The sequence below is a fragment of the Burkholderia sp. BCC1638 genome (genome assembly GCF_902833195.1).
Classification (GTDB): domain Bacteria; phylum Pseudomonadota; class Gammaproteobacteria; order Burkholderiales; family Burkholderiaceae; genus Burkholderia; species Burkholderia diffusa.
Genome location: NZ_CADFEC010000006.1, coordinates 55,023 through 80,778, shown reverse-complemented (window position 1 = coordinate 80,778; position 25,756 = coordinate 55,023). Strand labels below are relative to the sequence as shown.

At 68.5% G+C, this 25,756-nt stretch carries 21 protein-coding genes; 10 read left to right on the top strand and 11 right to left on the bottom strand.

What is annotated here, in order from left to right; all coding sequences use genetic code 11:
• Positions 1 to 32: 32 nt before the first annotated feature.
• Positions 33 to 332: a YXWGXW repeat-containing protein gene (locus HWX22_RS08995; protein WP_175915447.1), complete on the bottom strand. Its 300-nt coding sequence runs from the start codon at positions 330 to 332 to the stop codon at positions 33 to 35.
• Between the two features lie 296 nt (positions 333 to 628).
• Between HWX22_RS08995 and HWX22_RS08990 the strand changes: the two genes are divergently transcribed.
• Complete coding sequence (locus HWX22_RS08990) at positions 629 to 2,314, top strand: metallophosphoesterase family protein (protein WP_175915446.1); 1,686 nt, start codon at positions 629 to 631, stop codon at positions 2,312 to 2,314.
• Positions 2,315 to 2,524: 210 nt separating this feature from the next.
• On the opposite strand, the gene HWX22_RS08985 is transcribed toward HWX22_RS08990, so the two are convergent.
• Together HWX22_RS08985 and HWX22_RS08980 are read right to left on the bottom strand one after the other, a co-directional pair.
• Positions 2,525 to 3,157 (bottom strand): LysE family translocator, encoded by a 633-nt coding sequence (locus HWX22_RS08985; RefSeq protein WP_175910068.1) that lies wholly within the window; start codon positions 3,155 to 3,157, stop codon positions 2,525 to 2,527.
• 131 nt (positions 3,158 to 3,288) lie between these two features.
• Positions 3,289 to 4,185 carry a LysR family transcriptional regulator gene (locus HWX22_RS08980; protein ID WP_175915445.1) on the bottom strand — a complete coding sequence of 299 codons (897 nt, stop codon included), beginning with the start codon at positions 4,183 to 4,185 and terminating at the stop codon, positions 3,289 to 3,291.
• A gap of 290 nt (positions 4,186 to 4,475) precedes the next feature.
• Between HWX22_RS08980 and HWX22_RS08975 the strand changes: the two genes are divergently transcribed.
• From HWX22_RS08975 to HWX22_RS08965, 3 genes are all read left to right on the top strand, one after another.
• Positions 4,476 to 5,324, top strand: a complete 849-nt coding sequence (locus HWX22_RS08975; RefSeq protein ID WP_175915444.1) for a sulfite exporter TauE/SafE family protein — start codon at positions 4,476 to 4,478, stop codon at positions 5,322 to 5,324.
• A 76-nt stretch (positions 5,325 to 5,400) separates the two neighbouring features.
• A complete protein-coding gene (locus HWX22_RS08970; protein WP_006760082.1) occupies positions 5,401 to 5,661 on the top strand; it encodes a hypothetical protein in 261 nt (86 codons plus the stop codon).
• Positions 5,662 to 5,906: 245 nt separating this feature from the next.
• The gene (locus HWX22_RS08965) at positions 5,907 to 6,206 is read left to right on the top strand and encodes a DUF4148 domain-containing protein (RefSeq protein WP_175910074.1); all 300 of its coding nucleotides are present in this window, start codon (positions 5,907 to 5,909) and stop codon (positions 6,204 to 6,206) included.
• A gap of 98 nt (positions 6,207 to 6,304) precedes the next feature.
• On the opposite strand, the gene HWX22_RS08960 is transcribed toward HWX22_RS08965, so the two are convergent.
• Together HWX22_RS08960 and HWX22_RS08955 are read right to left on the bottom strand one after the other, a co-directional pair.
• Positions 6,305 to 8,080: a diguanylate cyclase gene (locus HWX22_RS08960; protein WP_175915443.1), complete on the bottom strand. Its 1,776-nt coding sequence runs from the start codon at positions 8,078 to 8,080 to the stop codon at positions 6,305 to 6,307.
• Positions 8,077 to 9,201: an extracellular solute-binding protein gene (locus HWX22_RS08955; protein WP_175910085.1), complete on the bottom strand. Its 1,125-nt coding sequence runs from the start codon at positions 9,199 to 9,201 to the stop codon at positions 8,077 to 8,079. The genes HWX22_RS08960 and HWX22_RS08955 overlap by 4 nt, the downstream gene beginning before the upstream one ends.
• 414 nt (positions 9,202 to 9,615) lie before the next feature.
• Between HWX22_RS08955 and HWX22_RS08950 the strand changes: the two genes are divergently transcribed.
• The 4 genes from HWX22_RS08950 (at position 9,616) to HWX22_RS08935 (ending at position 13,963) form a co-directional block, all read left to right on the top strand.
• Positions 9,616 to 11,049: a PLP-dependent aminotransferase family protein gene (locus HWX22_RS08950; RefSeq protein WP_059819673.1), complete on the top strand. Its 1,434-nt coding sequence runs from the start codon at positions 9,616 to 9,618 to the stop codon at positions 11,047 to 11,049.
• 86 nt (positions 11,050 to 11,135) lie between these two features.
• Positions 11,136 to 11,537 (top strand): hypothetical protein, encoded by a 402-nt coding sequence (locus HWX22_RS08945; RefSeq protein ID WP_175915442.1) that lies wholly within the window; start codon positions 11,136 to 11,138, stop codon positions 11,535 to 11,537.
• Positions 11,538 to 11,735: 198 nt separating this feature from the next.
• Positions 11,736 to 13,520 carry a nitrite/sulfite reductase gene (locus HWX22_RS08940; RefSeq protein ID WP_175915441.1) on the top strand — a complete coding sequence of 595 codons (1,785 nt, stop codon included), beginning with the start codon at positions 11,736 to 11,738 and terminating at the stop codon, positions 13,518 to 13,520.
• The gene (locus tag HWX22_RS08935; RefSeq protein WP_175915440.1) at positions 13,517 to 13,963 is read left to right on the top strand and encodes a DUF934 domain-containing protein; all 447 of its coding nucleotides are present in this window, start codon (positions 13,517 to 13,519) and stop codon (positions 13,961 to 13,963) included. The genes HWX22_RS08940 and HWX22_RS08935 overlap by 4 nt, the downstream gene beginning before the upstream one ends.
• A gap of 70 nt (positions 13,964 to 14,033) precedes the next feature.
• On the opposite strand, the gene HWX22_RS08930 is transcribed toward HWX22_RS08935, so the two are convergent.
• The 4 genes from HWX22_RS08930 to HWX22_RS08915 all read right to left on the bottom strand — a co-directional run bounded on the left by HWX22_RS08930 (position 14,034) and on the right by HWX22_RS08915 (position 19,713).
• Positions 14,034 to 15,314, bottom strand: coding sequence for a virulence factor family protein (locus HWX22_RS08930; protein WP_175915439.1), 1,281 nt, complete (start codon positions 15,312 to 15,314; stop codon positions 14,034 to 14,036).
• A complete protein-coding gene (gene mprF, locus HWX22_RS08925) occupies positions 15,311 to 17,905 on the bottom strand; it encodes a bifunctional lysylphosphatidylglycerol flippase/synthetase MprF (RefSeq protein WP_175915438.1) in 2,595 nt (864 codons plus the stop codon). Before mprF ends, HWX22_RS08930 begins: the two co-directional genes overlap by 4 nt.
• Positions 17,906 to 18,298: 393 nt before the next feature.
• Positions 18,299 to 18,733, bottom strand: a complete 435-nt coding sequence (locus tag HWX22_RS08920; protein WP_175915437.1) for a hypothetical protein — start codon at positions 18,731 to 18,733, stop codon at positions 18,299 to 18,301.
• A 71-nt stretch (positions 18,734 to 18,804) separates the two neighbouring features.
• On the bottom strand, positions 18,805 to 19,713 hold the full coding sequence (locus HWX22_RS08915) for a LysR family transcriptional regulator (RefSeq protein ID WP_175915559.1): 909 nt from the start codon (positions 19,711 to 19,713) through the stop codon (positions 18,805 to 18,807).
• 97 nt (positions 19,714 to 19,810) lie between these two features.
• Between HWX22_RS08915 and HWX22_RS08910 the strand changes: the two genes are divergently transcribed.
• Together HWX22_RS08910 and HWX22_RS08905 are read left to right on the top strand one after the other, a co-directional pair.
• Positions 19,811 to 20,248: a heme-binding protein gene (locus HWX22_RS08910; protein ID WP_175915436.1), complete on the top strand. Its 438-nt coding sequence runs from the start codon at positions 19,811 to 19,813 to the stop codon at positions 20,246 to 20,248.
• A 4-nt stretch (positions 20,249 to 20,252) separates the two neighbouring features.
• Positions 20,253 to 21,029 (top strand): SDR family oxidoreductase, encoded by a 777-nt coding sequence (locus tag HWX22_RS08905; RefSeq protein ID WP_175915435.1) that lies wholly within the window; start codon positions 20,253 to 20,255, stop codon positions 21,027 to 21,029.
• A gap of 145 nt (positions 21,030 to 21,174) precedes the next feature.
• On the opposite strand, the gene HWX22_RS08900 is transcribed toward HWX22_RS08905, so the two are convergent.
• A complete protein-coding gene (locus HWX22_RS08900; RefSeq protein ID WP_175915434.1) occupies positions 21,175 to 25,362 on the bottom strand; it encodes a bifunctional nitrate reductase/sulfite reductase flavoprotein subunit alpha in 4,188 nt (1,395 codons plus the stop codon).
• 17 nt (positions 25,363 to 25,379) lie between these two features.
• On the bottom strand, positions 25,380 to 25,727 hold the full coding sequence (gene nirD / locus HWX22_RS08895; protein ID WP_175915433.1) for a nitrite reductase small subunit NirD: 348 nt from the start codon (positions 25,725 to 25,727) through the stop codon (positions 25,380 to 25,382).
• Positions 25,728 to 25,756: the final 29 nt, after the last annotated feature.

The window sequence follows — 25,756 nt, the reverse complement described above, 5'->3', positions numbered from 1 at the left end:
CAGGCGCTGCGCGCCGCGCGGCGCCCTGCGCGTTACGCCCAGTGGCCCGGCACCCAGCGCCAGTTGGGGCCGCGCGCGGCCCAGTGTCCGGGCACCCAGTGATAGCCGGCACGTACCACTTGCCAGTGCCCCGGAATCCACACGTAGCGGCCCTGCCGCCAGTGCCAGTGGCCTTGATCCCATACGTAGCCCGCGCGCGGCGCCGGCATCACTTCGACACGCGGCGGCGGCGGTGCCACCGGTGCGACGATGACGGCCTGCGCGAATGTGGCGGACGTCGCCAGCGCGGCCACGCATCCCGCGGCAAACCGTAATGAAATGGAAAGTTTCATGCAAGACTCCGAAGCATCGTTTCCCGGCCGGAGGTGGCCGTTCGTTCGTTAAACGACGCATGCGAAAAAAATCCGTCGCGGCACACGCAAATAAATTTCTGCCGCGCCGGCGACGCCGCGCGCGCCATCGACGCATCGGGCTCGCACATCGATTACCGTCTGTCACAACCCGGCAAAACTGCCCTTCGACAATGCGTATCACCGGGATCCCGCTCGTTTCCGGCCCACGCCCCCGACGCGCTCGCGCACGGCCGGGCAGTTCCGCATCTCGCGTGTCATTCAACGAAAATACGATCATGTCGAACCAGGAAAACCTCCCCGCCGAGTCGAACGAGCCGGCCGCTTCCGTATCGCGTCGCGGCTTCCTGAAACTCGCCGGCGTCTCCGGCCTCGCCACCGCCGCGGGCGGGCTCGCGGCCGCCCGCGCCGCCGCGTCGAATCCGGACGGCACACCCGAGCAGGTGCACCTGACGTGGGGCAGCGACCCGACATCGGAAGTCGCGATCTCGTGGGCGTCGCTCGCACCGGCCGTCAATCCGCGCGCGCGGATCGTCGCCGACGGCGAACCGGCACGCACGGTGCACGGCGTACAGCGCCTTTACACCGACGGCCTGAACGGCGAAACCGTGTTCACGTACCACGCACGCGTTCACGGCCTGAAGCCGAACACGGGCTACCGCTACGAACTGACGAGCGACAACGACAGCAACGCCGCGCAGCCGTTTGCCGCGACCTTCACGACCGCGCCGCGCGGGCGCGCGCCGTTCCGCTTCACGAGCTATGGCGACCTCGCGACGCCGAATGGCGCGTGGGTGCTGTCGTCGCCGCAAAGCCGTTTCGCGGTGCAGGCCGTCGAGCAGTTCCAGCCGCTGTTCCACCTGCTGAACGGCGACCTCTGCTACGCGAACCTGAACCCCGCGCATCAGCCGGAGGTGTGGCGCGACTTCGGCAACAACAACCAGACGTCGGCCGCGAACCGCCCGTGGATGCCATGCCCCGGCAATCACGAGATCGAATTCAACAACGGCCCGCAGGGGCTCGACTCGTATCTCGCGCGCTACACGCTCCCGGAGAACGGCACGCGCTTTCCGGGCCGCTGGTACAGCTTCCGCGTGAGCTCGGTGCTGTTCATCTCGCTCGACGCCGACGACGTCGTCTACCAGGATGCGGCCGCATTCGTCGGCGGCCCGAATCCGCTCGTGCCGGCCGCGAGCACCGGCCGCGCGCCGATCGAACCGGGCACGTCGTTCTACGTACGCGGCTACAGCAACGGCGAGCAGACGCGCTGGCTCGAGCACACGCTGCGTCACGCGTCGCACGACGACGACATCGACTGGATCGTCGTGCAGATGCACCAGGACGCGCTGAGCTCGTCGAAGACGGGCAACGGCTCGGACAAGGGCATTCGCGAGGCATGGCTGCCGCTGTTCGACCGCTATGGCGTCGACCTCGTGCTGTGCGGTCACGATCACGACTACGAGCGCAGCTACCCGGTGCGCGGCTGCAATCACCGCGCGGGCGTCGATGCCTCGACCGGCGAAGTCGTCGAGACGCTGCAGCCGCGTCCGGTCGGGTCGACCGATCCGAACAGCACGACGTTCGACACGAGCCATGGCACGATCCACCTGATTCTCGGTGGCGGCGGCACCAGTGCGCCGCTCGACGTGTACGGCGAAAACCCGGCGACCGGCTTTGCACAGGCCAAGGTCTTCACGAAGCCGAACCGGCCGGTGCCGGGCACCGCACCGAACACGTTCGTGCGCAAGCCGGCCGATGCGGTCGAGGATGCGATCTGGTCCGCACGCCGCGATACGGGCACGGGCTACGGGATCGCCGTGTTCGACCACGATCCGGGCCAGCCGGGCGGCCACACGACGATCACGATGCGCTATTACCACGCGCCGGGCGCGGATCAGCACCCGACCGCGCAGTACGAGCTGTTCGAGACGATCGAGCTGAGCAAGAAACGCCGCGAGCGCTGATGCGGCGGCCGCCCGCGGCGCGCGATCGCGCGGCGGGCGGTCGAGGTTGGGGGCGGCTCGTGCGGGACATCGCGCGCAACGCGCGCCGTCCGCTTACCGATACGGCGAATGCGCGGCGGCCTGCTTCACGCGGATCGACTGCATCCGTTCGCCATCCGAAGGTTGCGTGCGCATCGGTACGTCGATTGCGTCCGCAAGCCGTTCAACCGGTTAGCCGCGTGATTCCAGCGCGATACGCACGGCCAGTCCGGCCAGCACGGTCCCCATCAACCAGCGCTGCACGCGCGCCCAGACCGGCCGACCGGCAAGAAACGCCGCGATCGCACCGGCCATGCTCGCGATCAGCGCGTTGACGCTGACGCTGACCGCGATCTGCACGCAGCCCAGTGCCAGCGATTGCGCGAGCACGCTGCCGTGCCCCGGCGAAATGAACTGCGGCAGCAGCGACAGATACATCATCGCGATCTTCGGGTTCGCGAGGTTGGTGACGAAGCCCATCGTGAAGAGCCGCGCGCCGCTGTCGTGCGGCAATTGCCGGACCTGAAACGCCGAGCGCCCGCCCGGCTTGAGCGCCTGCCACGCGAGATATGACAGGTACAGCGCACCGGAGAAACGCAGCGCGTCATACGCATACGGCACGGTCAGCACCAGCGCGGTGATGCCGAATGCCGCGCAGAACATGTAGAACACGAACCCCAGCGCGACGCCGCCGAGCGACACGAGCCCCGCACGGCGGCCCTGGCAGATCGAGCGCGAGATCAGGTAGATCATGTTGGGGCCGGGCGTCAGGACCATGCCGAGCGACACGAGTCCGAAAGCGATCAGGGTGGGCAAGGCCGGCACGGCGGTCTCCTTCGAGGCAATGAAGTCAGGGCGAGTGACCCACAATGTATTGCATGTCGACAGCTGCCAGCATGAATAAACTGCAAGTCGCCCATGAGCGCGCTTCATCGCGTCATCGCGCCGCCTATGCGCTACTTTCCCTTTTTCGTTCGCGCCTGAATCGCCTTTCCCACCTTCGCGCGCTGGGCATCGACCAGCTTCACGAAGGCGTCTGCGACCGCATTGCCGGTCGCGTTCCACGACAGCCGCACGGAACGGTGAAGCCTGGGCGACAGCGCCAGCACCTGGCCGCCGAACCGGGTGTAGGTGAGCGTGATGCGCGGGACGATCGACACGCCCATTCCCGCCTCCGCCATCGACAGGATGGTCCGCATCTCGACCACGTTGAACGCGGCGCGAAGCGACGCACCGTTGCGCGCGAAGTAGTCCGCGATGAGCGGCCCGCATCCCGCCTTCGAGAAAATGAATGGCATCGTGGACAACCGTTTCGCGGATACGCTCTTGCGGCCGTCGAACATGCCGTCCGCCGCCACCGCGACGAAATCCTCGTCGAGCAACGGCAGATTGTTCGCGAAGGTCTTCGTGCCGGCGACCACGCCGACGTCGGCGGTGCCGTCGTCGAGCCATCCTTCGACCTCCGCGTCCGTGCCTTCGAGCAGTACCGCCGTCACGCCCTCATGCGCCGCCTTCAACGCCTCGAGCGCGGGGACGACGAATGCGAGCGAAACACTCGGCAGCGACGCGACCACCAGCCGCCCTTCGAGCTTGCCGCGCGACAAGCCGAACTGCTGGCGCAGCGTCTGTGCCTCGCGAACCACGTTCTGCACGTACGGCCACAGGCGTTCGCCGGCGGCAGTCAGGACGACCGGCTGGCGGTCGCGCAACAGCAGCTTGACCTCGGTGATGTCCTCCAGTTCGGTCAACGCATGACTGATCGCGGGTTGACTGCGACTGAGCCGCTCGGCCGCGGCCGTCAGCGAACCGAGTTCGACCACGGCCGCCAGGGCCTGCAACTGCGCAAGCGTCATCTCGCCTCCTTGTTTCGGTCCATGTATTTTTCACATGATAGGGCCGTGCATCATGAATTGTATTGAATCGCCTCAACGACCTTCGACGAGCGCGCGCCCTCGACCACGTTCGATGCCCCGCGCCGCGCTCGGGTAAGATTCAGCCTCGAAACGTGTCGAATGCCGACGGCGGACGATGCAACGGGGCGACCGGTTCGACCCGAAACCATACAACGGCGTGCGCGATCGCACGCACCGGCAACGGGTGTCGTCGACCGCCCCGCCGCCGCTCATGTCCCGACCTGCTCCCGATGACTCATCTCGATCTGACTCAAGGTGTATTGGTGTCCAGCCTGCACGGGCTCGCGCTGCTCGACCTGATCGGCATCGCCATCGCACTGCTGCTCGGCGGGATGGTCAAAGGAATCACGGGCATCGGCGTTCCGCTGGTGGCGATGCCGATCCTGAGCCAGTTCCTGCCGATCCGGCACGCGGTGCTGCTGCTGTCGATGCCGATCATCCTCGGCAACATTCCGCAGGCGCTGGAAGGCGGCGAGGTGCTGGCGACCACGCGCAAGATCGCCGCACCGATCGCGGGCACCGTGCTCGGCAACGTCGTCGGCGTCGCGATTCTCCTGTCGCTGAACGCGGGCCACGCACAGGCCGCGTCGGGCGCGCTGCTGATCGTCGCCGCGGCGCTGATGCTGAGCGCGCCGAAGCTGAACCTGCCAGAGGCATGGCAAAAGCCGGTCGGGTTCGCGCTCGGGTTCGGCGCGGCGCTGATGGAAAGCATCGCGTCGGTGCCGGGGCCGCTGCTCGCCACCTACCTGATTTCATCCGGCGCGACCGGCCGCGCGTTCACGAAGCAGATCGCGATCATCCTCGTGGTGTCGATCGTCACGCTGATCACGACGTTCAGCGGCGCCGCCCACGCAAGCACGGCCGACCTCGCGATTTCCGCCGCGGCGAGCCTGCCCGCCATCGCCGGCATGTGGCTCGTTCGCCCGCTGCGGGACAAGATGTCGCCGCGCGTATTCCGGATGGTCGTCCTGCTGTTCGTGCTCGTGGCCGCGTCCCAGATGATCTGGAAGTCGGGCGTCTTCCGGCACGCGGCCTCGCCCGTCGCACCGGTCGACAGCCCGCACGCGAACGCGAAATGACGTCGGCCGCCCGCCGGCCCGGTCACGGTCCGCGCCCCCTTCGGCCCCGATCCCCAAGACGCGTTAGACTGTCCCGATGGAACAATGCCGTTATTGCCAGAGAATCCGCGATGAATGGGATTGCCACGGGGACGAATGCCGCCGGGCAATCGCGAAGGCCCTGCGCCGGCAGCGCGCGGGCCTGCCGATGGTGCCCGATCGCATCCGCAACGAGCTGCCGTCCGGCGCGCCGACCCAGCAGGTGATCGCCGTCCTGTCGCGTCAGCGCCTGCGGGCCCGCCGCGGCAACGAGGAACGCCGCGAGCGCAAGGAAATCGACGACGCCGACGGCGTCTGATCGCGCAAGACCCCCGATCCCGCCCCGCTGGCCGCGCGCCGCCTCGTGTCTCCCGCCCGCCATCGGTTTGCCATTCCCGCAATGCCGGACGGGGACGGATCGAATTTCCACGGCGATTATTACCTCGGTCGCAACGATCTTTCGTCGGAATCCACGTTTACCCTGAATCGACTGACGCCTACGATGTAATCAATCGCTTACGACATGGTGTCGCCGGCGAACTCAATAGAACATCGGAGGTCATCATGAAATCGCTCGTTTCCGCAGTCGTTGCCGCTGTTGCCCTGTCCGCTTCGTTCGGCGCATTCGCCCAAAGCACCGTGACCCGCGCACAAGTGCGCAACGAACTCGTCCAGCTCGAAAACGCCGGCTACAAGCCGAGCCAGTCGAGCCCGTACTACCCGGCCGACATCCAGGCCGCGCAAGCGCGCGTGCACGCCGCCGACGCCAGCGGCTACGGCGCGCAACCGGCCCCGGTCGTCCAGGGCGGCGCACCGGCAGTCAAGGTGCAGAACGCGCGCGACTCGGTCTACTTCGGCCACTAAGCCCGCCGCTGCGCGCATCGCGCAGTTCGCCCGGTTCCGACGAGCCCGTCCCGTGACGAGCTCGTCGCGTTTCCACGGCACACTGAGCCGGCCCGCCGTCAGCGGCTGCCGCCCGCCGCCACGCGGGCGCCCGCATCCGCGCCGATGCCGCCGCCCAGCAATTCCTGGTAACGCACGTACGCGCATTGCGCGGACGCCTTCGCCGCATACATCGCCGCGTCGGCCTTGACCAGCAGCTCCTCGGCCGACGCGCCATCGGCCGGATATTCGCTGACGCCGATGCTCGCGCCCACGGCCAGGTGACGTTCGCCGAACTCCAGCTCCTCGGCCATCACGATCTGGATACGCGACGCGATATCGCCGATCACCTCGGGCGATCGCACGTCCGAAATCAGCACGATGAATTCGTCGCCGCCGAGCCGCGCTGCCATGTCGCCGCTACGCAGCACGAGGCTCAGCCGTTTCGCGACCGCGACGAGCGTGCGATCGCCGGCCGCGTGCCCGTGCTGGTCGTTGATCTGCTTGAAGCGGTCGAGATCGACGAACATCACCGCCAGCCCCTCGCGCACCGCGGCCGCATGCCGGATCGCGGCCTCGAGATGCTCCATGAACAACAGGCGGTTCGGCAGCCCGGTCAACGGATCGTGACCGGCGAGGTGCGTGAGCTCCAGTTGCTTCGCGCGCAGCATCGCGACCTGCGTGCGGATCTCGACGCGCATGCTGTCGAAACAGCGCGCCAGCACGCCGATTTCGTCGGCCCGCGCAACGGGCAATCGCTCGGCGGCCGGATCGTCGAACACGTGGGTCGCCGCGCGCGCGAGCATCTGCAACGGACGCGTGATCGCACGCGCGAACAGGATCGCGAGAATCACCGCCGCCAGGCTCATCAGGAACACCATCCGGATGATCCGTTCGCCGAGCATCCCGGCCGGCGTCAGCACGTCCGTGAGCGGACGCGCCATGCCGAGCACGACGAAGCGGTTGCCCTCGTTGTTGCCGAACGGCGTGCGCACGAACGCGAGCATCTCGCCCGGTACGTCGTCGGGCTGCGCGAGACCGTTGAGCGTCACGTTCGTGCGCGTCCCGGCGAACAGCAGCCGCGTGCCGGGAAAGCGGTCCTGCATCAGCACGCGCCGGCCGCGATCGAAGCCGAAGGTCTGCGACGGATCGGGATGCACGAGGAAGTCGCCCCACTCGTTCGCGAGGAACACCGCGTAGTCCTGCGGCAGGTCGCGCTCGAGCCGATCGAACATGCGCGACAGCTCGACGTCGACGACCAGCGCGCCGACCACCACGTCGGCCTGGTCGACGACCGGCGTGCCCACGCGCAGGATCGGCAGCCCTTCGGCTGCATGCGCGCCGGTCTCGTGATTGATCACGATCGGCGACAGGTAGATATGACCGGGTGCCGTCGCGAGCGTATCGAATACATAGGAAAACTGTCCTTTCTCCTGGAATGCACTCTCCGGCAGCACGACGATGCCGCGCGCGTCGCGATCGACGCGAATCCGCTCGAGCCCGAAATCGCCGCGCGCGATCAGCCGGATCTGCAGGTACTCGGGATGGTTCTTCATGAAGCTGACATACACCTGCTCGAGCCGCGAGCGCGGCGCAGGATCGGTGCCCTCGCCGCTCGCGACGCTCGGCGCCGACGGCAATTGCGCGAGCACGAGCGCATCGTCGGCCACGTCGGACAGCGCGGTCGTGAAGCGCTGTCCGAGCAATTGCGTCGACATCAGCAGGTTGTGCTGTGCTTCCTGCACGAGCATCGTCCGGTTCGCGCGGTAGGTGGAGTAGCCGGTCGTGCCGGACGCGATCACGCCGATGCACGCGAACAGCACCGACAGCTTCGACGTGAGCCCGAGCCTGATCATTTGTCGAACCGCTCCGGCCGGTCGCCCGACACGATGCGGCTCCACAGCGACTCGCGCCGCGCGATGTCCTCGACCGGCTGGATCCATACGAGGTGCTGGTTGCCGGACTCGAGACCGGGTGGCGGCTCGAGGGTATTCGCGAGCCCCTGGCGTTCGGTCAGCAGCGCGCCGATCGCCGGTTCGAGCATGTAGTTGATCCATGCGAACGCGAGCTCGCGATGCTCCGCGCCCCGCGTGACGCCCCAGCAGTCGAGCCACGCGAGCGCGCCTTCGTCCGGAATCACGTAGCCGACGTCCGCACCGGCGCGACGCAGTTGTTCGACCTGCTGCGTGCCGTAGTTGCCGAACATCAGCGCCGCGTGATGCTGGACGAACAGCGCGGTCGCCTCTTCCGGAAGCGTGTAATACGTGAGCAGGTTGCGTCGCAGGTCGACCAGCTTGTGCGCCACGGCAAGCGTTTGCGCGGGCGACAGGTGAAAGGGGTCGGGATAGCGAAGTGCGAGTGCGGTGAACGAAAAATTATGCTGCGCGCTGTTGAAGTCGAGCACCTTGCCGCGGTAACGCGGATTCCACAGTTCCAGCATCGAGCGCGGCGCGGCGGGCACCTGCCTGCGATCGTAAATCAGTCCCATCGACGAATACGTGAACGGAATCGCATAGGTCGAGCCGTTGTGCACGAGTCCGCCGATCGTCGCGAGCTGCTGGAAATTCGGTCGTTGCCGCCGACGGTTGGGGACCTGTGACAGGTCGATCGGTATGAGCAGGCCGTCGCGCGCGTAGCGCTGGATCTCTGCCGTGTTGGCCGCGAGCACGTCGTACGGCGGCGGCGACGCGCTGTGCATTCGCGTCCACAACGCTTCGTCGGAATCGACGAACGTCACTTCGACGCGTACGTGGAATTGCGTCTCAAACGCATTGACGACATCGTTGTCCGCGTAGCCGGGCCATGCAAGGACGCGCAGGACGTTGTCGTTGACGGTCTCGGGAGAAGCCGCGCACGCAGGCAGGCCCTGCAAGCCCAGCGTCAGGACGACAAACCATCGGCATACGGCCCGGCGCGCACGCCGACACGCGCCGATTCCCCTGATCAATCGGTCCTCGCCCGCATTCCCCGTATGCATTCGACTATCCTTTTTTTGAGTCGATGCTTGAGCTTGCAACAAGACCATAAAAAATATCGCCGCGCAATTGGAACAAGCCGCACGCGCATCGTGTGCGGCCATCCGGAGCGCGTCATGCATGCTCGCGTTCGATCGCATGTCTTCGCACGCGTGCGAACCGCCCGCGCGCGCGAAGAATCCTCAGGTGAAAGGCATGACTCGACGCGTGCCGCTTCCGGTTGCAGCCACGCGGCACACGAGTGAACGCCGCAATCGCGCGCGACGGATGCGCACGCATCGGCATCGCCACGACTGCGCGACCGCCCCCGCCCGTCGCACTTTTCTTTTCGGGCCGCTCGTCGGACAATGTCCCGCCCCGCCGCGCGCGGCGCCGCACCGGCCCGCGCGCCGCGTAAGCATGCTCCACCCGCGCACATGAAACGCTACGAAACCCTCGCCCATACGATCGCCGACGAAATCCGCAACGGCAACCTCGCGGTCGGCACGCGCCTGCCGTCGCTGCGCCAGATCATCGCGCAGCATGGCGTGAGCCAGTCGACGGTGTTTCGCGCGTACTACCTGCTCGAACAGTGGGGGCTGATCCGCGCACGCGAACGCTCCGGCTATTACGTCGCGCCGGGCGCGAGCCCGGCGGCGCACCCGCCCGCGAAACGCCGCGCGAGCCGCGCCGGCGCCACGCGCAAGGTCGACATCAGCGATCTCGTGTTCTCGGTGCTCGACGCCGCGACGCAACCCGGCATCGTGCCGCTCGGCTCCGCGTTCCCCGCGCCGCAGCTGTTTCCGCTGCCGCGCCTCGCGAAATCGCTCGCGCAGGCGACGCGGCTCGTCAGCCCGTGGAGCACGGTCGTCGACCTGCCGCCGGGCAACGAGGCGCTGCGCCAGCAGATCGCGCGGCGGTATCTGGCAACCGGCGTCGCGCAACCCGTCGACGAGATCGTCGTCACGAACGGCGCGCTGGAAGCGCTGAACCTGTGCCTGATGGCCGTCACGCGGCCCGGCGACGTCGTCGCGGTCGAATCGCCCGGCTTCTATGCGGCGCTGCAGGCGATCGAGCGGCTCGACCTGCGCGCGGTCGAGATTCCCGTCGATCCGCGCACGGGCCTCGATCTCGATGCGCTCGCGAACGCGCTCGACCGGCACGACATCCGCGCGTGCTGGTTCATGACCAATTTTCAGAATCCGACCGGTGTCACGCTGTCGCTCGACAAGAAGCGCGCGCTCGTGGAGATGCTTGCCGCGCGCGAGGTGCCGCTGATCGAGGACGACGTGTACGGCGAGCTGCATTTCGGCCCCGACTATCCGCTGCCCGCGCGCGCCTTCGACCGGCACGGTCTCGTGATGCACTGCAGTTCGTTCTCGAAGACGCTCGCGCCGGGCTACCGGATCGGCTGGGCCGCCGCCGGCCGGTTCGCGGAAAAAGTGCAGCGGCTCAAGCTGATGACCACGCTGTCGGCGAGCATCCCCGCGCAAGCCGGCATCGCGAACTATCTGGAGCACGGCGGCTACGATCGTCATCTGCGCAAGCTGCGCGGCGCGCTTCAGACGCAGCTCGCCCGCATGGACGACGCGCTGCGGCGCTGGCTGCCGGACGGCGTCGAATGGGTGCGGCCGGACGGCGGTTATTTCCTGTGGCTGTCGTTTCCCGATGCGATCGACGCGATGGAACTACATCGCCAGGCGATTGCGCGCGGCATCAGCTTCGCGCCGGGGCCGCTGTTCTCGGCCGCGCACGGCTTCGAGCGCTGCGTGCGCGTGAACTTCGGCCATCCGTGGAGCCGCGACATCGAACGCGCGATCCGCGTGCTTGGCGAACTGGTCGCCGAGCCTGCGGTACGCAAGGCCGGTTAAGCCCGCACGCAGGCCGCCGACGCCGCCGCGCAGCCGACGCACGCACGGGTTACAGTGCATCTCCCTTCGCCCCCTCGACCCATCTCATGAGCGCATTGCCGTACCTCGATCACGCCGCGCTGCTGACGCTCGCCGCCGAAGCCGCCGGCGTCACGCAGCCCTGCACCTGCACGAAGACCCCGCTTGCCGGCTGGACGAGCCTGCCGCTGTCGCTGCAGGACACGCAACTCGTCGAAGTGGCGACGCTCGCGCCGCCGGACGACCCCGAACCGACCTACGACGAATTCCATCCGGGCGGCACGCGCTACTGGTCCGACCGCGCGCCGATCGCGCCGCGCCACTTTCCGTACAACCGCTGCAACGTCAGCCGCTGCGTGTCGTGCGGCCGGCTGTTCCTGCGCTACCAGGAAGGCGGCGGTTACTTCATCGACCAGCGCATCCGCGCGCTCGATCCGGCCTTGATCGTCGACGCGCAAGCGCAAGCCTGAACCCAACGCGGGCATGCGCAACGCATGCCCGACGGCCGCCGGCGCATCGCTGATCTGCTGCGCCCTTTTCGTCCCGATCTGCTGCTTGTCCCGCCGCCCCGCGTTCCCTACGCTGTCTCCGGTTGCCCGACACCCGTCGCAACGTCCCCTTCCGAGCGGCGCGCGCCCTGCACCGCCGCTCCTCTCGCGTATCACGTCATGTACCGATATACCGATTTCGACCGGGCGCTCGTGCACAGCCGCGCCGCCCAGTTCCGCGACCAGCTCGAACGCTGGCAGCACGGCACGCTGAGCGAGGACGCGTTCCGGCCGTTGCGCCTGCAGAACGGCTGGTACGTGCAGCGCCACGCGCCGATGCTGCGCGTGGCCGTGCCGTACGGCGAACTGTCGAGCGCGCAGCTTCGCGTGCTCGCCCGAATCGCACGCGACTACGACGTGCCCGACGACGCCGCCTATCGCGCCGCCCGCGACGCGCAGGCGCTGCTCGGCACGCTGCGACTGCCGATCCGAAACGCGCACTTCACGACCCGCACCAACGTGCAGTTCAACTGGATTCCGCTCGCGAAGGCGGCCGACGTGATGGACCTGCTCGCGACCGTCGACATGCACGGGATCCAGACGAGCGGTAATTGCATCCGCAACATTTCGTGCGACGAGCGCGCGGGCGTCGCGCCGGACGAGATCGCCGATCCACGTCCGTTCGCCGAAGTGATGCGCCAGTGGACGACGCTGCATCCGGAATTCGCGTTCCTGCCGCGCAAGTTCAAGATCGCGATCACCGGCGCGGCCGAGGACCGTGCGGCAACCGACTGGCACGACGTCGGGCTGAAGCTCGTGCGCAACGACGCGGGCGAGCTCGGCTTTCGCGTAAGCGCCGGCGGCGGCATGGGCCGCACGCCGCTGATCGCGACGCTGCTGCGCGCGTTCCTGCCGTGGCGGCACGTGATGAACTACATCGAGGCGATCGTCCGCGTCTACAACCGCTACGGACGGCGCGACAACAAGTACAAGGCACGCATCAAGATCCTCGTGAGGAGCGAGGGCCAGCGCTACATCGACGACGTCGAGGAAGAGTTTCGCCAGATCGTCGAGCATGACGGCGGCCCGCACACGATCCCGCAGGCCGAATTCGACCGCATCGCGGCATCGTTCGTGCCGCCGCGCATCGCACCGCGTGCGCTCGACGTGCAGGATGCCGAAGCGCGCATGGCCGCGCACGCCGGTCGCCATCCGGCCTTCGCGCGGTGGCTGGCGCGCAACGTCGCCGCGCACCGCGACCCGGCGCTGAGGATCGTCACGCTGTCGTTCAAGCGCCGCCTGCAGGCGCCCGGCGATGCGTCGCCCGAGCAGCTCGACGCGCTCGCCGAACTCGCCGACCGCTTCTCGGCCGGCGAGGCGCGCGTCACGCATGCGCAGAACGTGGTGCTGCCGTGGGTACACGTCGACGACCTGTTCCTGCTGTGGGAACACGCGCGCGCGATCGGTCTCGCCAGCGCGAACGTCGGACTCCTGACCGACATGATCGCGTGCCCGGGCGGCGATTTCTGCGCGCTCGCGAACGCACGTTCGATTCCGATCGCCGACGCGATCGCCGAACGGTTCCAGGATCTCGACATGCTGCACGACGTCGGCGACATCGACCTGCACATCAGCGGCTGCATCAACTCGTGCGGCCACCATCACAGCGGGCACATCGGCATCCTCGGCGTCGACAAGGACGGCGCCGAGTGGTACCAGGTAACGCTCGGCGGCTCGGACGGTTCGAGCGCGAGCGGCCCCGCGCGGCCGGGCAAGGTGATCGGCCCGTCGTTCTCGGCGGACGAGATCGTCGATGTGGTGGACGCGCTCGTCAACGTCTATCTCGACGCGCGGCTCGACGCCGACGGCCGCGGCGAACGATTCATCGACACGGTGCGCCGCATCGGCGTCGAGCCCTTCAAGGCTGCGGCGAACGACGCACGTCACCAGGCGGAGCACGCATGAACGCGACCGGCCCAAACACCCACGCGCGCATCCGGCTGCTGACACCGGCCGAACACGCCGACGACACGCACTCGCCCGACACCGCGACGCTCACGACCCTGACGATCGGCAACGACGAGGAACTGGCGCCGCTCGCGGAGCGGATCGCGCAGGCCGCGCGCATCGACCTGCACTTCCCGTCCTTCACCGACGGTCGCGCATACAGCCAGGCGTATTTGCTGCGCAAGCGCTTCGGCTTCGCCGGCGACCTGCGCGCGACGGGCGACGTGCTGATCGACCAGTTGCTGCTGATGGAACGCACCGGGTTTTCGAGCGCGGTGCTCGGCGCCGATGCCGATCTCGCGGCCGCGCGCCGGCAGCTCGACCGGTTTCCCGGCTTCTATCAGCGCGACGCGAGAACGGTAGCGTCGCGGCAGGACGCGGCGACGCAGACAGCGCAATGAAAACGGGCGGCCCGCAGGCCGCCCGTCCGATGAACGACAACCGCGCCCGCCGCGAAGCGGGCGCCGGCGTTCAGCGCGCCGCCACCGGCTTGCCGAACGCGCCGAGGATCTTCCTCTCGAGCGCGATGTAGTCGTGGCCGAAGTGATGGTCGCCGCCCGTCTTGATCACGTCGGCGCCGGTATTCGCGAGCGCCGGACACATCGTGTCCTTCTCTTCCGCGCCGTAGAAGCACTGCACGAGCTGCGGCGGCACCTTCGCGATTTCCGGCGCGACCTTCATCGCCTTGTCGCTCGCCGGCATGCCGAGCCAGCCCGTCACGCGGATCTGGAAGTCCGCCGCCGGCGCGAAGCCGAGCAGCGACATCACCGCGACCTTGTCGCGCAGGTCGGCCGGCAGCCGGTTGTATGCGAACGGCATCACGTCCGCGCCGAACGAGTAGCCGACCAGCGCCACGCGGTTCGCATGCCAGCGCGCCATGTACGTGCGCATCACGCGCGCCAGGTCGCGGCTCACCTGCGCGGGCGGCTTCTCGCTCCAGAAATAGCGCAGGCTGTCGATGCCGACGACCGACACGCCGTCGCGCTGCAGCGCCTCGGCGATCGTCTTGTCGAGATCGCGCCAGCCGCCGTCGCCCGAGATCACGATCGCGAGGCGGTCGCTACCGCCCTTGGCCGGCAGCTCGACGAGCGGCAGGTCCGACACGTCGAGCTCGTCGCTGCTGCTGGTGTCGTGCAGGTGCGACGTGACGAGCGACACGAGCTTCGCGGTGTCGCCGGCCGCAGCCGTTTCGACGAAGCCCGGCATCGCGCGGCGCACGATCGTCGGATCGGGCGGGCACGGCTTGAAGCGCGCATCGAGCTTCGCCGCCGGCGCGACCGACACGACGCCGGCGATGGTGTTTTCCGGCGCCATCGACAGGATCTGCTTCGCGATCGCGCCGCCCTGGCCTACGCCCGCGACGATCGGCGTGTAATAGCGCGCCGATTGCGCGAGGCGTTCGAGCTGATGGCTGACCGCCTCGGCGTCGCCGTCGAGGTGGTGACAGGTTTCCTGCTTGGCGGCGAGGTTCGCCGCATAGCGCTCCGAATCCACGCCGACCGTCATCGCGCCCGCTTTCGCGAGCGCATCGGCTGCCTGCTGGTCGGCTTCGCCCCAGCCCCGCTCACGCGAGAACAGCACGACGAAGCCGCGCAGCGGGCCGCCCGGCTTCGTCACGGTCACGGGGCCGTAGCGGCCGCCCGACACGGTTTCCGGTTTCGCCGCCGCCGGCTGCGCCGCGAGCGCGGCGCCGGCCAACATCATTCCCGCACAGGCGAGCGCCGCCTGCGCGATACCCTTCTTCAACATCATGAACGCCGACCTCCAGCCAGCAGGGACAGATCCGCGAGCGTGACGAACACGCCGACCGAGCCCGAGGCCGCGAGATAGCGCGGCTCCCAGTGCGGTTCGAACTTGCTCTTGAATGCACGCAAGCCACGGAAGTTGTAGAAGCGGCCGCCGAAGCGCCAGACCATCAGCCCGAACCGGTGCCACGGCGACGGCATCTTCGCCGCCCCCATCCCCGAGAACGGCGCGATGCCCAGGCTCAGCTTGCGGAATCCCGCTTCCTTCAGATGCAGCGCGAGCTGCGTAAACAGATACTCCATCGCATACGGCGACGCGTCCGGCAGATGACGCATCACGCCGACCGTCGCCTCGGTGTTGAGGTCGGTCGTCATGAACGTGACGAAGGCGATCGGCTTGTCGGCCTGGCGCACGAGCATCACCGATTGCGTCGCGAGATAGCCGTCGTGGAATGCGGCCACCGAGAAACTCTTCTCGCGCGCGTCGCGGCTGTCGAGCCAGCCGTCGGAGATGTCGCGCAGCGACGGCAGCGCGGCCGGCACGTCGCACGGCGCGATCACCTCGACCGTCAGCGCGTCCTTGTCGCCGCGGCGCAGCGCATAGCGCAAGTGCGACCGGTTCGAACCCTTCAGGTCGAACCGGTCGAGCGCGATGTGGGCTTCCTCGCCGAGCTTCATCAGCGTGAGCCCGGCGTCGAGATACAGCGGCAGCGCATTCGCGCGCACCTGGTAGAACGCCGCGCGGCCGCTGTGCGCGTGCGCCAGCGCGATGAACTTGCTGATCAGCGCCGGCCATTCCTCGCGCGGCCCGACCGGGTCGTGCAGCGCGGCCCACGTGCGGCCGTTTTTCGCGTACATCAGGAACGCGCGGCGCGATTCGGAAAACAGGAACGACTTGTCGCCCATCAGCGCGAGGCCCGCATCGCTGCATTCCTGCGCGCGGATGATCTGCTCCGCGTCGACCAGGTCCTGCTCGGCGGGCTTCACGAAACGTCCGGGCGCCGGCCGCAGCAGCTGCCACAACGCGAACATCGCGACGAACACGCCGGCCGCGAGCGTCGCGCGCAATGCGCGCGGCGCGCGTGCGTCGAACGAGAAATGCGACCACAGATCGCGCGTGTAAGGCACGTCGCGGAACGCGAAGCACAGCACCCACACCGCCAGGATCAGCACCATCGTCACCGACACGAACCAGCTCACCGTGAAGCGCTCGGCGAGCAGCGACGAATGCCGGTTGAAGCGGCGGCGGCTGACGAGCAGCAGCACCAGCAGCGTGCCGAGCACGCCGGCCTCGACGAACGCGAGGCCCTTCGCCAGCGACAGCGCGAGGCTCGCGAGCGTCAGCGCGAAGGTCATCCACCATGCGCCGTCGAGCCGGCGCAGCAGCCCGCGCGCGACGAACAGCAGCGCGACGCCCAGCACGCTGCAGATCACCTGCGAGCCTTCGAGCACCCACAACGGGACGATGTTGCGCAGGATCGCGATCCGGTACCAGAACGCAGGCGTCGCGCTCGAAATCACCAGCATGCTGCCGACCGCGAAGGTCACCAGGCTCAGGAACAGCGGTGCCAGCTGCGACACGCGCGCGGCCTGCCGCGACACGAGCCGGCGGCGCAGCGCGCGGCCCTCGAAACCGGCCAGCAGGCCGGCCGACAACACGAGCGGCACGCCGAAGTAGATCGCGCGATAGGCGATCAGCGCGGCGACCATCGCATGCGCGGGCACTTCGCGGCCCAGCGTGAAGACCATCGCCGCTTCGAACACGCCGATCCCGCCCGGCGTATGGCCGATCATCCCGAGCAGCAGCGCGGCCGCGTATACGGTGATGAAGGTCGGGAGACCGACCGGCGCGGCCGGCAGCAGCACCCACAGCGTCAGGCCGGCGGCCACGACGTCGAGCACCGCATAGACGACCTGCGCGACGAGGTCGCGCCGCGCCGGCACATCGAACGAGAGCCACTTGAAGCGCGTGACGACCGGGCGCGCGGTGTTGCCGCACATCATCGTCATCACGGCCAGCACGACGAGCAGCGCGGCGCCGCTCCACGTGAGGACGCCGGGCGCGACATGCAGCATCGCGGCGAGCGTCTGCGGCACGCAGACCATGCCGACCGCCGTCATCAGCACCAGCGCGAGCGCGAGCGTGCCGCTCGTGAATACCGTCATGCGGCCGATCTGCGCGGGCGTGACGCCCGACACGCCGTACACGCGCGCGCGCACGGCGCCGCCCGTCAGTGCGCCGAAGCCGGTCGCGTTACCGAGCGCGGACCCGGCGATCGCGCCGATCCACAACGCGACGCGCGGCACCTTCGCGGCGACATAGCGCAGGCCGACCGCGTCGCGGGCGACAAGCGCGAGATAGCTGACGGCCGTCGCGGCCAGCGACGCGCCCCACTCTTCGGCGGACATGTGACGCAACTCGCGGATCACCGACCGGTAGTCGACGGATTCCGACAGGTGCTGGAAAACCACGATCAGCAGCAGCCCGATGCCGAGCGCGAGCAGCGGCGACAGCACGCGTTCGTTGCGGATCAGCGCCCGGACACGGACGATCACCGCCGCGGCGCGGCCGGGCGAACCAGGGTGGCGGGAAGACATAGGTTGTTCAGTGGTGGTGCATAGCGAGTCGCGGCGCGGGCTGGCCCGGCGGCGACATATCTGGTTGTTCTGCGTGGGCGGTCGGCCGAAGACGGAGGCAGGCGGCGCCTGGATCAGAACTTACGAGTATACGGAATTTATATTACAGAATCTTTCAAGTTCGGATTGTGCGGTTTTGTGGCACGCGAGGCGCATCAATACCGCATCAAAATCGTGGGCTCGACACACGCAAGGTGCGCATGATACCGGGAACCGACGGGGTTTTCTCATCAGATGAATGACTTGTGATGCATTTGGGAGAAATTCTCCGGCCCGGCCGGGCGAGCGAGGGCAAAACCGCGACCGGGCGCGGGTTTCAGCGAATAGGGACGGATCGCCGCGCCGCGCCCTTCGTCACTTCGCCCGCTCGTGCGCCGCGAGCCCGATCGCCTTGTAGTCGTAGGTCGGATAGAACTCCGTCCGGTACGCGCCCCAGGCCGTGTCCTCGAGCACGCGATTGACCTCCCGCACGCGCGACGCCGGCAACCGCAGCACGACGATCTGCCCGATTCCCATCGTCACCGTCCAGCTCACCACCTCGACGCCCGGCGGCGGAAACGCCTTGTAGAACCCCTGTTTCGCGAGCTGCGCGTTCAGCTCGGCGAGCGGGCGCGACTGGTCGTGCTTCAGGAAGACCGTCAAGAGCACCGCGTTGTCGGGCGTCGCGGCGGCCGTGCCGGCCGGTACCGTCGACGTCTGCCCGGCGGCTGGCGCGCCGCAGAGTGCGGCCGCGGCCAGCGATGCGACGATCGCAAGGGTTCGAAGCGGGTGATTCCGGCGTGCCGTCATGACGCGACTCCGTGGCTGCATGGATGACGCCGTCATCATGCGCCGTCCCGCGCGTCGCTGCAGCGTGCGCGCTAGTCGGTGCCGGCCCGTTCGCGCAGCACGTCGATGAACGCGCGCAGCTTGGCCGGCACGTGCTTGCGATTCACGTAATAGAGCCACATCGGCGGCAGCGTCCGGCACGCGCCCGGCAGCACCTCGACGAGCGTGCCGTCGCGCAGGTCCGCGTCGATGCGCTCGCGCATGAACGCGAACGCGATGCCGACGCCCTCGCGCGCGGCATCGATCACCGCATCCGCATCGTTCGTCACGAACACGCCTTCCGGATCGAGATCGACGTCGCGGCGGCCGTCGTGCAGCAGCCACTTGTGCAGGCGCCCGCTCTCCGAAAACCGGAAACGGATGCACGCATGCCGTTCCAGATCGGCGATCGACGCGGGCGTGCCGTGCCGCGCCAGATAGCCGGGCGATGCAACCAGCGCGCAGGTGAGCGCTGGCGCGATGCGCACGCCGATCATGCCGGGCTGGAGCCGGTCGGCAAGACGAATCCCCGCGTCGAAGCCGTCCTTCGCGATATCGACCAGTTCGTTCTCGTAGCGAATTTCGAGCCGGACCTTCGGATAGCGCGCGCGGAACGCGGCAAGAACCGGGGCAATCACGCGTGTGCGCGCCAACGGCAGCGCGGTGACGCGCAACAGCCCGCCGGGCTCGCTGCGCACCCCCTTCAGCGCGTCGCGCGCCTGCATGACCTGCCGGTATGCGGGCTCCGTCTGCTGCAGGTAGTGCTGGCCAGCCTCCGTCAGGCTCACGCCGCGCGTGCTGCGATTGAACAGTTTCACGTTCAGCTCGCCCTCGAGCTGCCCGACCGCGAGACTGACGGCGGCGGGCGTCAGGCCCAGCGCGGCGGCGGCGCGCGTGAAGTTGCCGGCCGTCGCGACACTCATGAAAACGTGCAGCCCGGCCATTGGATCGCGTCTGCTCATCATTAAAAAAACTTGAAACTCCTTCGAGCGGAATACGGATTCACCCATATACCGGAACTGCCTACACTGGCCCGGCCGTCCCTCACAGGAGCATCGAATGGATCCGCACAGCCCCGCACTGCCGCTCGCCGTCGTCCGGCAGACGATCGAATCCGCGCTCGCGCAGGCCGCGTCGCTGCAGGTCGCCGGCGTGTCGATCGCGATCGTCGACGCCGGCGCGAACCTGCTCGCGTTCGTGCGCACCGATGACTGCTTTCTCGGCGCGATCGACCTTGCCCAGCGCAAGGCGCTGACGGCGATCCGCTTCCGCGCATCGACCGCCGCGCTCGGCGCGATGTCCGGCGACGGCCCGCTGCGCGGGATCGAGCACAGCCACGGCGGGCTCGTCACGTTCGGCGGCGGCGAACCGCTCGTCGACGGCAGCGGGCGCTGCGTCGGCGCGATCGGCGTATCGGGCGGCAGCGTCGAGCAGGACGACGCGATCGCCCGGCACTGCCGCGATCGCTTTCACGCAACCTTTCCCACCTCGAGGTAAGCACATGGCACAGAAACGCATCCTCATCACCGGCGCGGGCACCGGCTTCGGCCGCGAAGTCGCGCTGCGGCTCGCGCAACACGGTCACGCGGTCACGGCCGGCGTCCGCACGACCGCCGAGATCGACGCACTGACCGACGCCGCCGCGCAGCGCGGCACCGCGTTGCGCGCGGTGAAACTCGACGTCACGTCGGCCTACGATCGCGCTCGCGCGGCCGAACTCGACATCGACGTGCTCGTGAACAACGCCGGCGTCGGCGAAGCCGGCGCGCTGATCGACCTGCCGGTCGAGATCGTGCGCGAGCTGTTCGACGTCAACGTGTTCGGGCCGCTCGAACTCACGCAGCAGATCGCGCGCGGCATGCTCGCGCGCGGGCACGGCAAGATCGTGTTCGTGTCGTCGATCGCGGGGCTGATCACGGGGCCGTTCACGGGCGCCTACTGCGCATCGAAGCACGCGGTCGAATCGGTCGCCGAGGCGATGCACGCGGAGCTGGCGCCGCACGGCATCCGCGTCGCGGTCGTGAACCCGGGCCCGTACAGCACCGGCTTCAACGACCGGATGATGGAGACGCCGCGGCGCTGGCGCGATCCGGCCGTCCACACCGTGACGCCCGAGCGGCTGACCTTCCCGCTCGAGCAGCACGACCCGGAGGAAATGATCGCGAAGATGGTCGACGTGATCGAAAGCGACGGCGGCGCGTTCCGCAACCTGCTGCCGCAGTCGTCGGAAGCATTCGTGCGCGCCGAGCAGGCGCGCGCGTGGGACCGGCAGCAGTAACGCAGGCCGGCAGCGGCACGCGAGTCACGCCCCCTCCGCCCTCGACGGCCATGCCGGCAGCCCGAACCGCCGGCGGTTTCGGCTTGCCGGCCGCCGTGTCGGGCCGGCAAGCCCGCACGGCCGCGTCAACTCGCGCCGCCTGCGCTCAATACACGTCCCGCATGTAGCGCCGCGCCTTCGAAAGCCGCGCGACGTAGTCGTTCGCGGCTTCGTCCGACATCCCGCCGTGCTCGGCAACGACCGCCTTCAGCGCGGTATCGACGTCCTTGGCCATGCGTGCGGCGTCGCCGCACACGTAGAAGTGCGCGCCCTCCTCCAGCCACTTGTACAGCTCGGCGCCCTGCTCGCGCATGCGGTCCTGCACGTAGATCTTGTCGGCCTGGTCACGCGAGAACGCGAGATCGAGCCGCGTGAGGAAACCGCTGTCGCGCATCGCGCTCAGTTCGTCGCCGTAGTAGAAGTCGGTCTGCGCATGCTGCTCGCCGAAGAACAGCCAGTTGCGGCCGCGCGCGCCGCGCGCCTGCCGCTCGTGCAGGAAGCCGCGGAACGGGGCGACGCCGGTGCCGGGCCCCACCATCACGACGGGCACGTCGCCGTTCACCGGCGGCCGGAAATGCGCGGACTTCTGCACGAACACGGGCACGCGGCCGTCGTCCGCGCGATCGGCGAGGAACGTCGACGCGACGCCTTTGCGCGCGCGCCGGCCGTTGTGATAACGCACGGCCGACACGGTCAGGTGAATCTCGCCCTGGTGCGCGCTCGGGCTCGACGCGATCGAATACAGCCTCGGCTGGAGTCGCTTAAGCATCCCGACCAGCTCCGGACCCGACAAATCTACCGGGAACTCGTGCAGCACGTCCGCGAGTTGTTGCCCCCACAACCATTGCTTCAGGTCGGCCTTGCGATCGTCGCCGAGCAGCGCCTTCAGCGCGCCGTTCGCGCTGCGCGACGCGATGAACGCAAGCGTGTCGGGATGCGGACGAGTGATGTCGAAGTGGCGCGCGAGCGCATCGCCGAGCCGCACGTCGCCGATGCCCGCGACCGACACGGGCGCATCGGCCTTCAGCGCGGTGACGGACAGCAGCTCGTCGACCAGCTCCGGGCAGTTGGTCGGCCACACGCCGAGCGCGTCGCCGGCTTCGTATTCTAGGTTCGCGCCTTCGGTCGACAGCGACACGTAGCGCGTGTCCTTCGCGGCGCCCGGCCGGTTGAGACGCAGGTTCGCGACGAGCTTCGACGGCGCCGGATGCGCCTTGGTCGGCAGCAGCCCCGACGCGCTCACTCCGGCGGACGGCACCGCGTGCAGCGCGGCATCCGCTTCCTTGATCCGGGCAACCACGCGTTCGAGCCACTGGTCCGCATCGCGCTGGAACTCGACGTCGCAATCGACGCGCGCACACAGGCGCGCCGCGCCGAGTTCCGCGAGCCGCGCGTCGAGCCGGCGGCCGTGCCCGCAGAACTGGTCGTAGTTGCGATCGCCGAATGCGAGCACCGCGAAGAGCACGCCGTCGAGACGCGCGGCGCTGCCGGCCTGCAGCGCATCCCAGAACTCGCTGCCGTTGTCGGGCGCGTCGCCGTCTCCGAACGTGCTCGTCATCAGCAGCACGTATTGCGCGCCGGCCAGCGACGCCACCGGATAGTCGGACATGCACGCGGTGCGGATCTCGAACCCGGCATTCATCAGCTGCGTCGCGTAGTCCTCTGTCAGCGACTCGATGTTGCCCGTCTGCGACGCCCACAGCAGCACGACCTTCGGACGCGTGCGCACGATCCGTACGCCGCCCGGCGCGGCGGCCTCCGACGGCAGCGCAGGCGCGGCACCGTCCGATGCGTGGGCAGGCACCGAGCGGCTGAACAGCCCCGCGAGCATGCCCTCGAGCCAGAACCGCACCGGCGGCGCGAGCGGCGCGCCGGCCGGCAGCACCGGCACGCCGCCTTCGCGCCGCCCGGCGCTCGCTTTCAGCCCGCTGACGAGGCCGGCCACGTACAGGCGCTCCGTATCGGAGAGCGGCGGCGGCGCGAGATCGGCCACGCCGAGCGCCGCCGCGAAAGTGTCGAGGTCTGCCATGTCGGATTCCTGTGAAGCCGTGATCTGCGCCGGCGCGGGCGCGGGCCGCGTGTCGGCAGCGGAGGCATCGGGTCGCGCCGTGTCGTCGTCGGCGGACGCGAACGCGTCCGTGTCGACGCGCGTCAGCGCGACCGCGCAATATTTCAGTTCGGGCTGCTGAGATTCCGGGTCGATCGCGTCGTTCGTCACCGCATTGATGCACAGATCGTCACCGTACACGTCGTTCCAGTGCATCGGCGCGAAGCAGTTGCCGCGCCGCACGCGCTCGGTCACGACGGCCGGCAGCACCGCACGGCCGCGCGCCGAGCGAATCTCGACGCTGTCCTTCGTCGCAATGCCGAGCGCGCTCGCATCGTCCGGATGCAGCTCGACGAACGGGCGCGGATTGAGCTTGTTCAGCATCGCGACCTTGCCCGTCTTCGTCATCGTGTGCCACTGATGCTGCAGCCGGCCGGTGTTCAGCACGAGCGGGAACGTGTCGTCGGGCAGTTCGGCCGGCGCGACGTGCGGCCGCGCGAGGAAGCGCGCCTTGCCCGACGCCGTCGGAAACGCAATACGCGGCGCGTCGTGCCCGTCGGCCGCCGAGCGCAGCGTCTGGCTCACGCCGTCGTTCAGGTAGCGGATCGGGTGCCGCTCGCGCGCAGTACCCGGCGCGACCGGCCATTGCACGGGGCCGTCGCGCAGCGCCGCGTGGCTCGCGCCGCGCAGGTCGTAGCCGGTCGCCGGATTCGAAAACCGCACAATCTCGTCGAACACGTCGGCCGCCGACGCATAGTCGAACGCATCGCCGAAGCCCATCGCGCGCGCCACTTCCGCGACGATGCGCCAGTCCGGCAGCGCGTCGCCGGGCGGCGCGATCGCGGCGCGCATCAGCGTCATGTTGCGCTCAGAGTTGACCATCACGCCGTCGCCCTCGGCCCACAGCGCGCCAGGCAGCAGGATGTCCGCGTAGCGGTTGGTCTCGGTGTCGAGGAACGCGTCCTGCGCGATCACGAGCTCCGCGGCTTGCAGCCCCGCGATCACGTTCTGCCGGTTCGGCACGGTCGCGACCGGATTCGTGCAGACGATCCAGCACGCCTTGATGTCGCCTGCAGCCATTTGCTCGAACAGGTCGACCGTGCCGCGGCCGGCGTCCTTGCGCAGCGTGCCGGCCGGCACGCGCCACAGGTTTTCGACGAAGCGCCGGTCGTCGTCGGACAGCACCGAGCGCTGGCCCGGCAGGCCGGGACCCATGTAGCCCATCTCGCGCCCGCCCATCGCGTTCGGCTGGCCGGTCAGCGAGAACGGCCCACTGCCCGGGCGGCAGATCGCGCCGGTCGCGAGATGCAGATTGCAGATGGCGTTGGTGTTCCACACGCCATGCGTGCTCTGGTTGAGCCCCATCGTCCAGCAGCTCATCCATTCCTGTGCGTCGCCGATCCATTGCGCGGCCGTACGGATGTCGGCTTCCGCGAGACCGGTGATTGCCGCGACGCGCTCGGGCGTGTAGTCGGCGAGGAACGCGGGCATCGCGTCCCAGCCTTCGGTGTACGTATCGATGAACGCGGCATCGGTGCGGCCGCTCGCGTGCAGCAGATGCAACAACCCGTTGGTCAGCGCCAGATCGGTGCCGGGCCGGATCTGCAGGAACAGGTCGGCCTTGTCGGCGGTGCCGGTGCGGCGCGGATCGACGACGATAAGCTTCGCGCCGGCCTTCACGCGATCCATCATGCGCAGGAACAGGATCGGGTGGCAGTCGGCCATGTTCGCGCCGATCACGAAGAACAGGTTCGCGCGATCGAAATCCTGGTACGACCCGGGCGGGCCGTCCGCACCGAGCGACTGCTTGTAGCCCGTGCTCGCGCTCGCCATGCACAGGCGCGAATTCGACTCGATGTTGTTGGTGCCGACGAAGCCCTTCGCGAGCTTGTTCACGAGGTATTGCGCCTCGATCGACATCTGCCCCGACACGTAGAACGACAACGCATCGGGCCCGTGCGCGTCGAGCACCGCGCGCAGCCGCCGCGCGGTCTCGACGATCGCATCGCGGGCCGGCAGCGGCACGAGGTCGTCCTCGCGCGCGCGCCGCACGAACGCGCGGTCGAGCCGCCCGGAACGGCGCAACGCGACGTGCGCCGACGAGCCCTTCGTGCACAGCCGCCCGAAGTTGGTCGGATGATCGGAGTCGCCGGACACCTTGACGACTTCGTCATCCTCGACGTGCAGCACCATTCCGCAGCCGACGCCGCAGTACGGGCACACGCTCTTGACGGGGGTGGCGGTCATGCGTGCTCCGTCGGCGCTCAGGCGGCGATCCACACGAAACCGTCCTCGACCCGCGACGGATACGCGTTCACCGATTTCTCGGGGGATTCAAGGCATTCGCCGGTCCGCAGGTCGAAATGCTGCTTGTACAGCGGCGACGCGACGACCACGCGCTCGCCGAGGCTGCCGATCAGGCCGCGCGACATCACGGCCGCCCGCGACACCGGATCGACGTTGTCGATCGCGAACACGCCGCCTTCCTCGGCATGCGCGACATGAAACACCGCGACCTGCTCGCCGTTGACGAGCGCGCACACGCCGGTGTTCGGCACGATGTCGTCGAGCGGGCACACGCGGGTCCAGGACAGGGGAAGACGATCGTTCATGATGGACTCCTTGAAAAAGACGCTGCTGT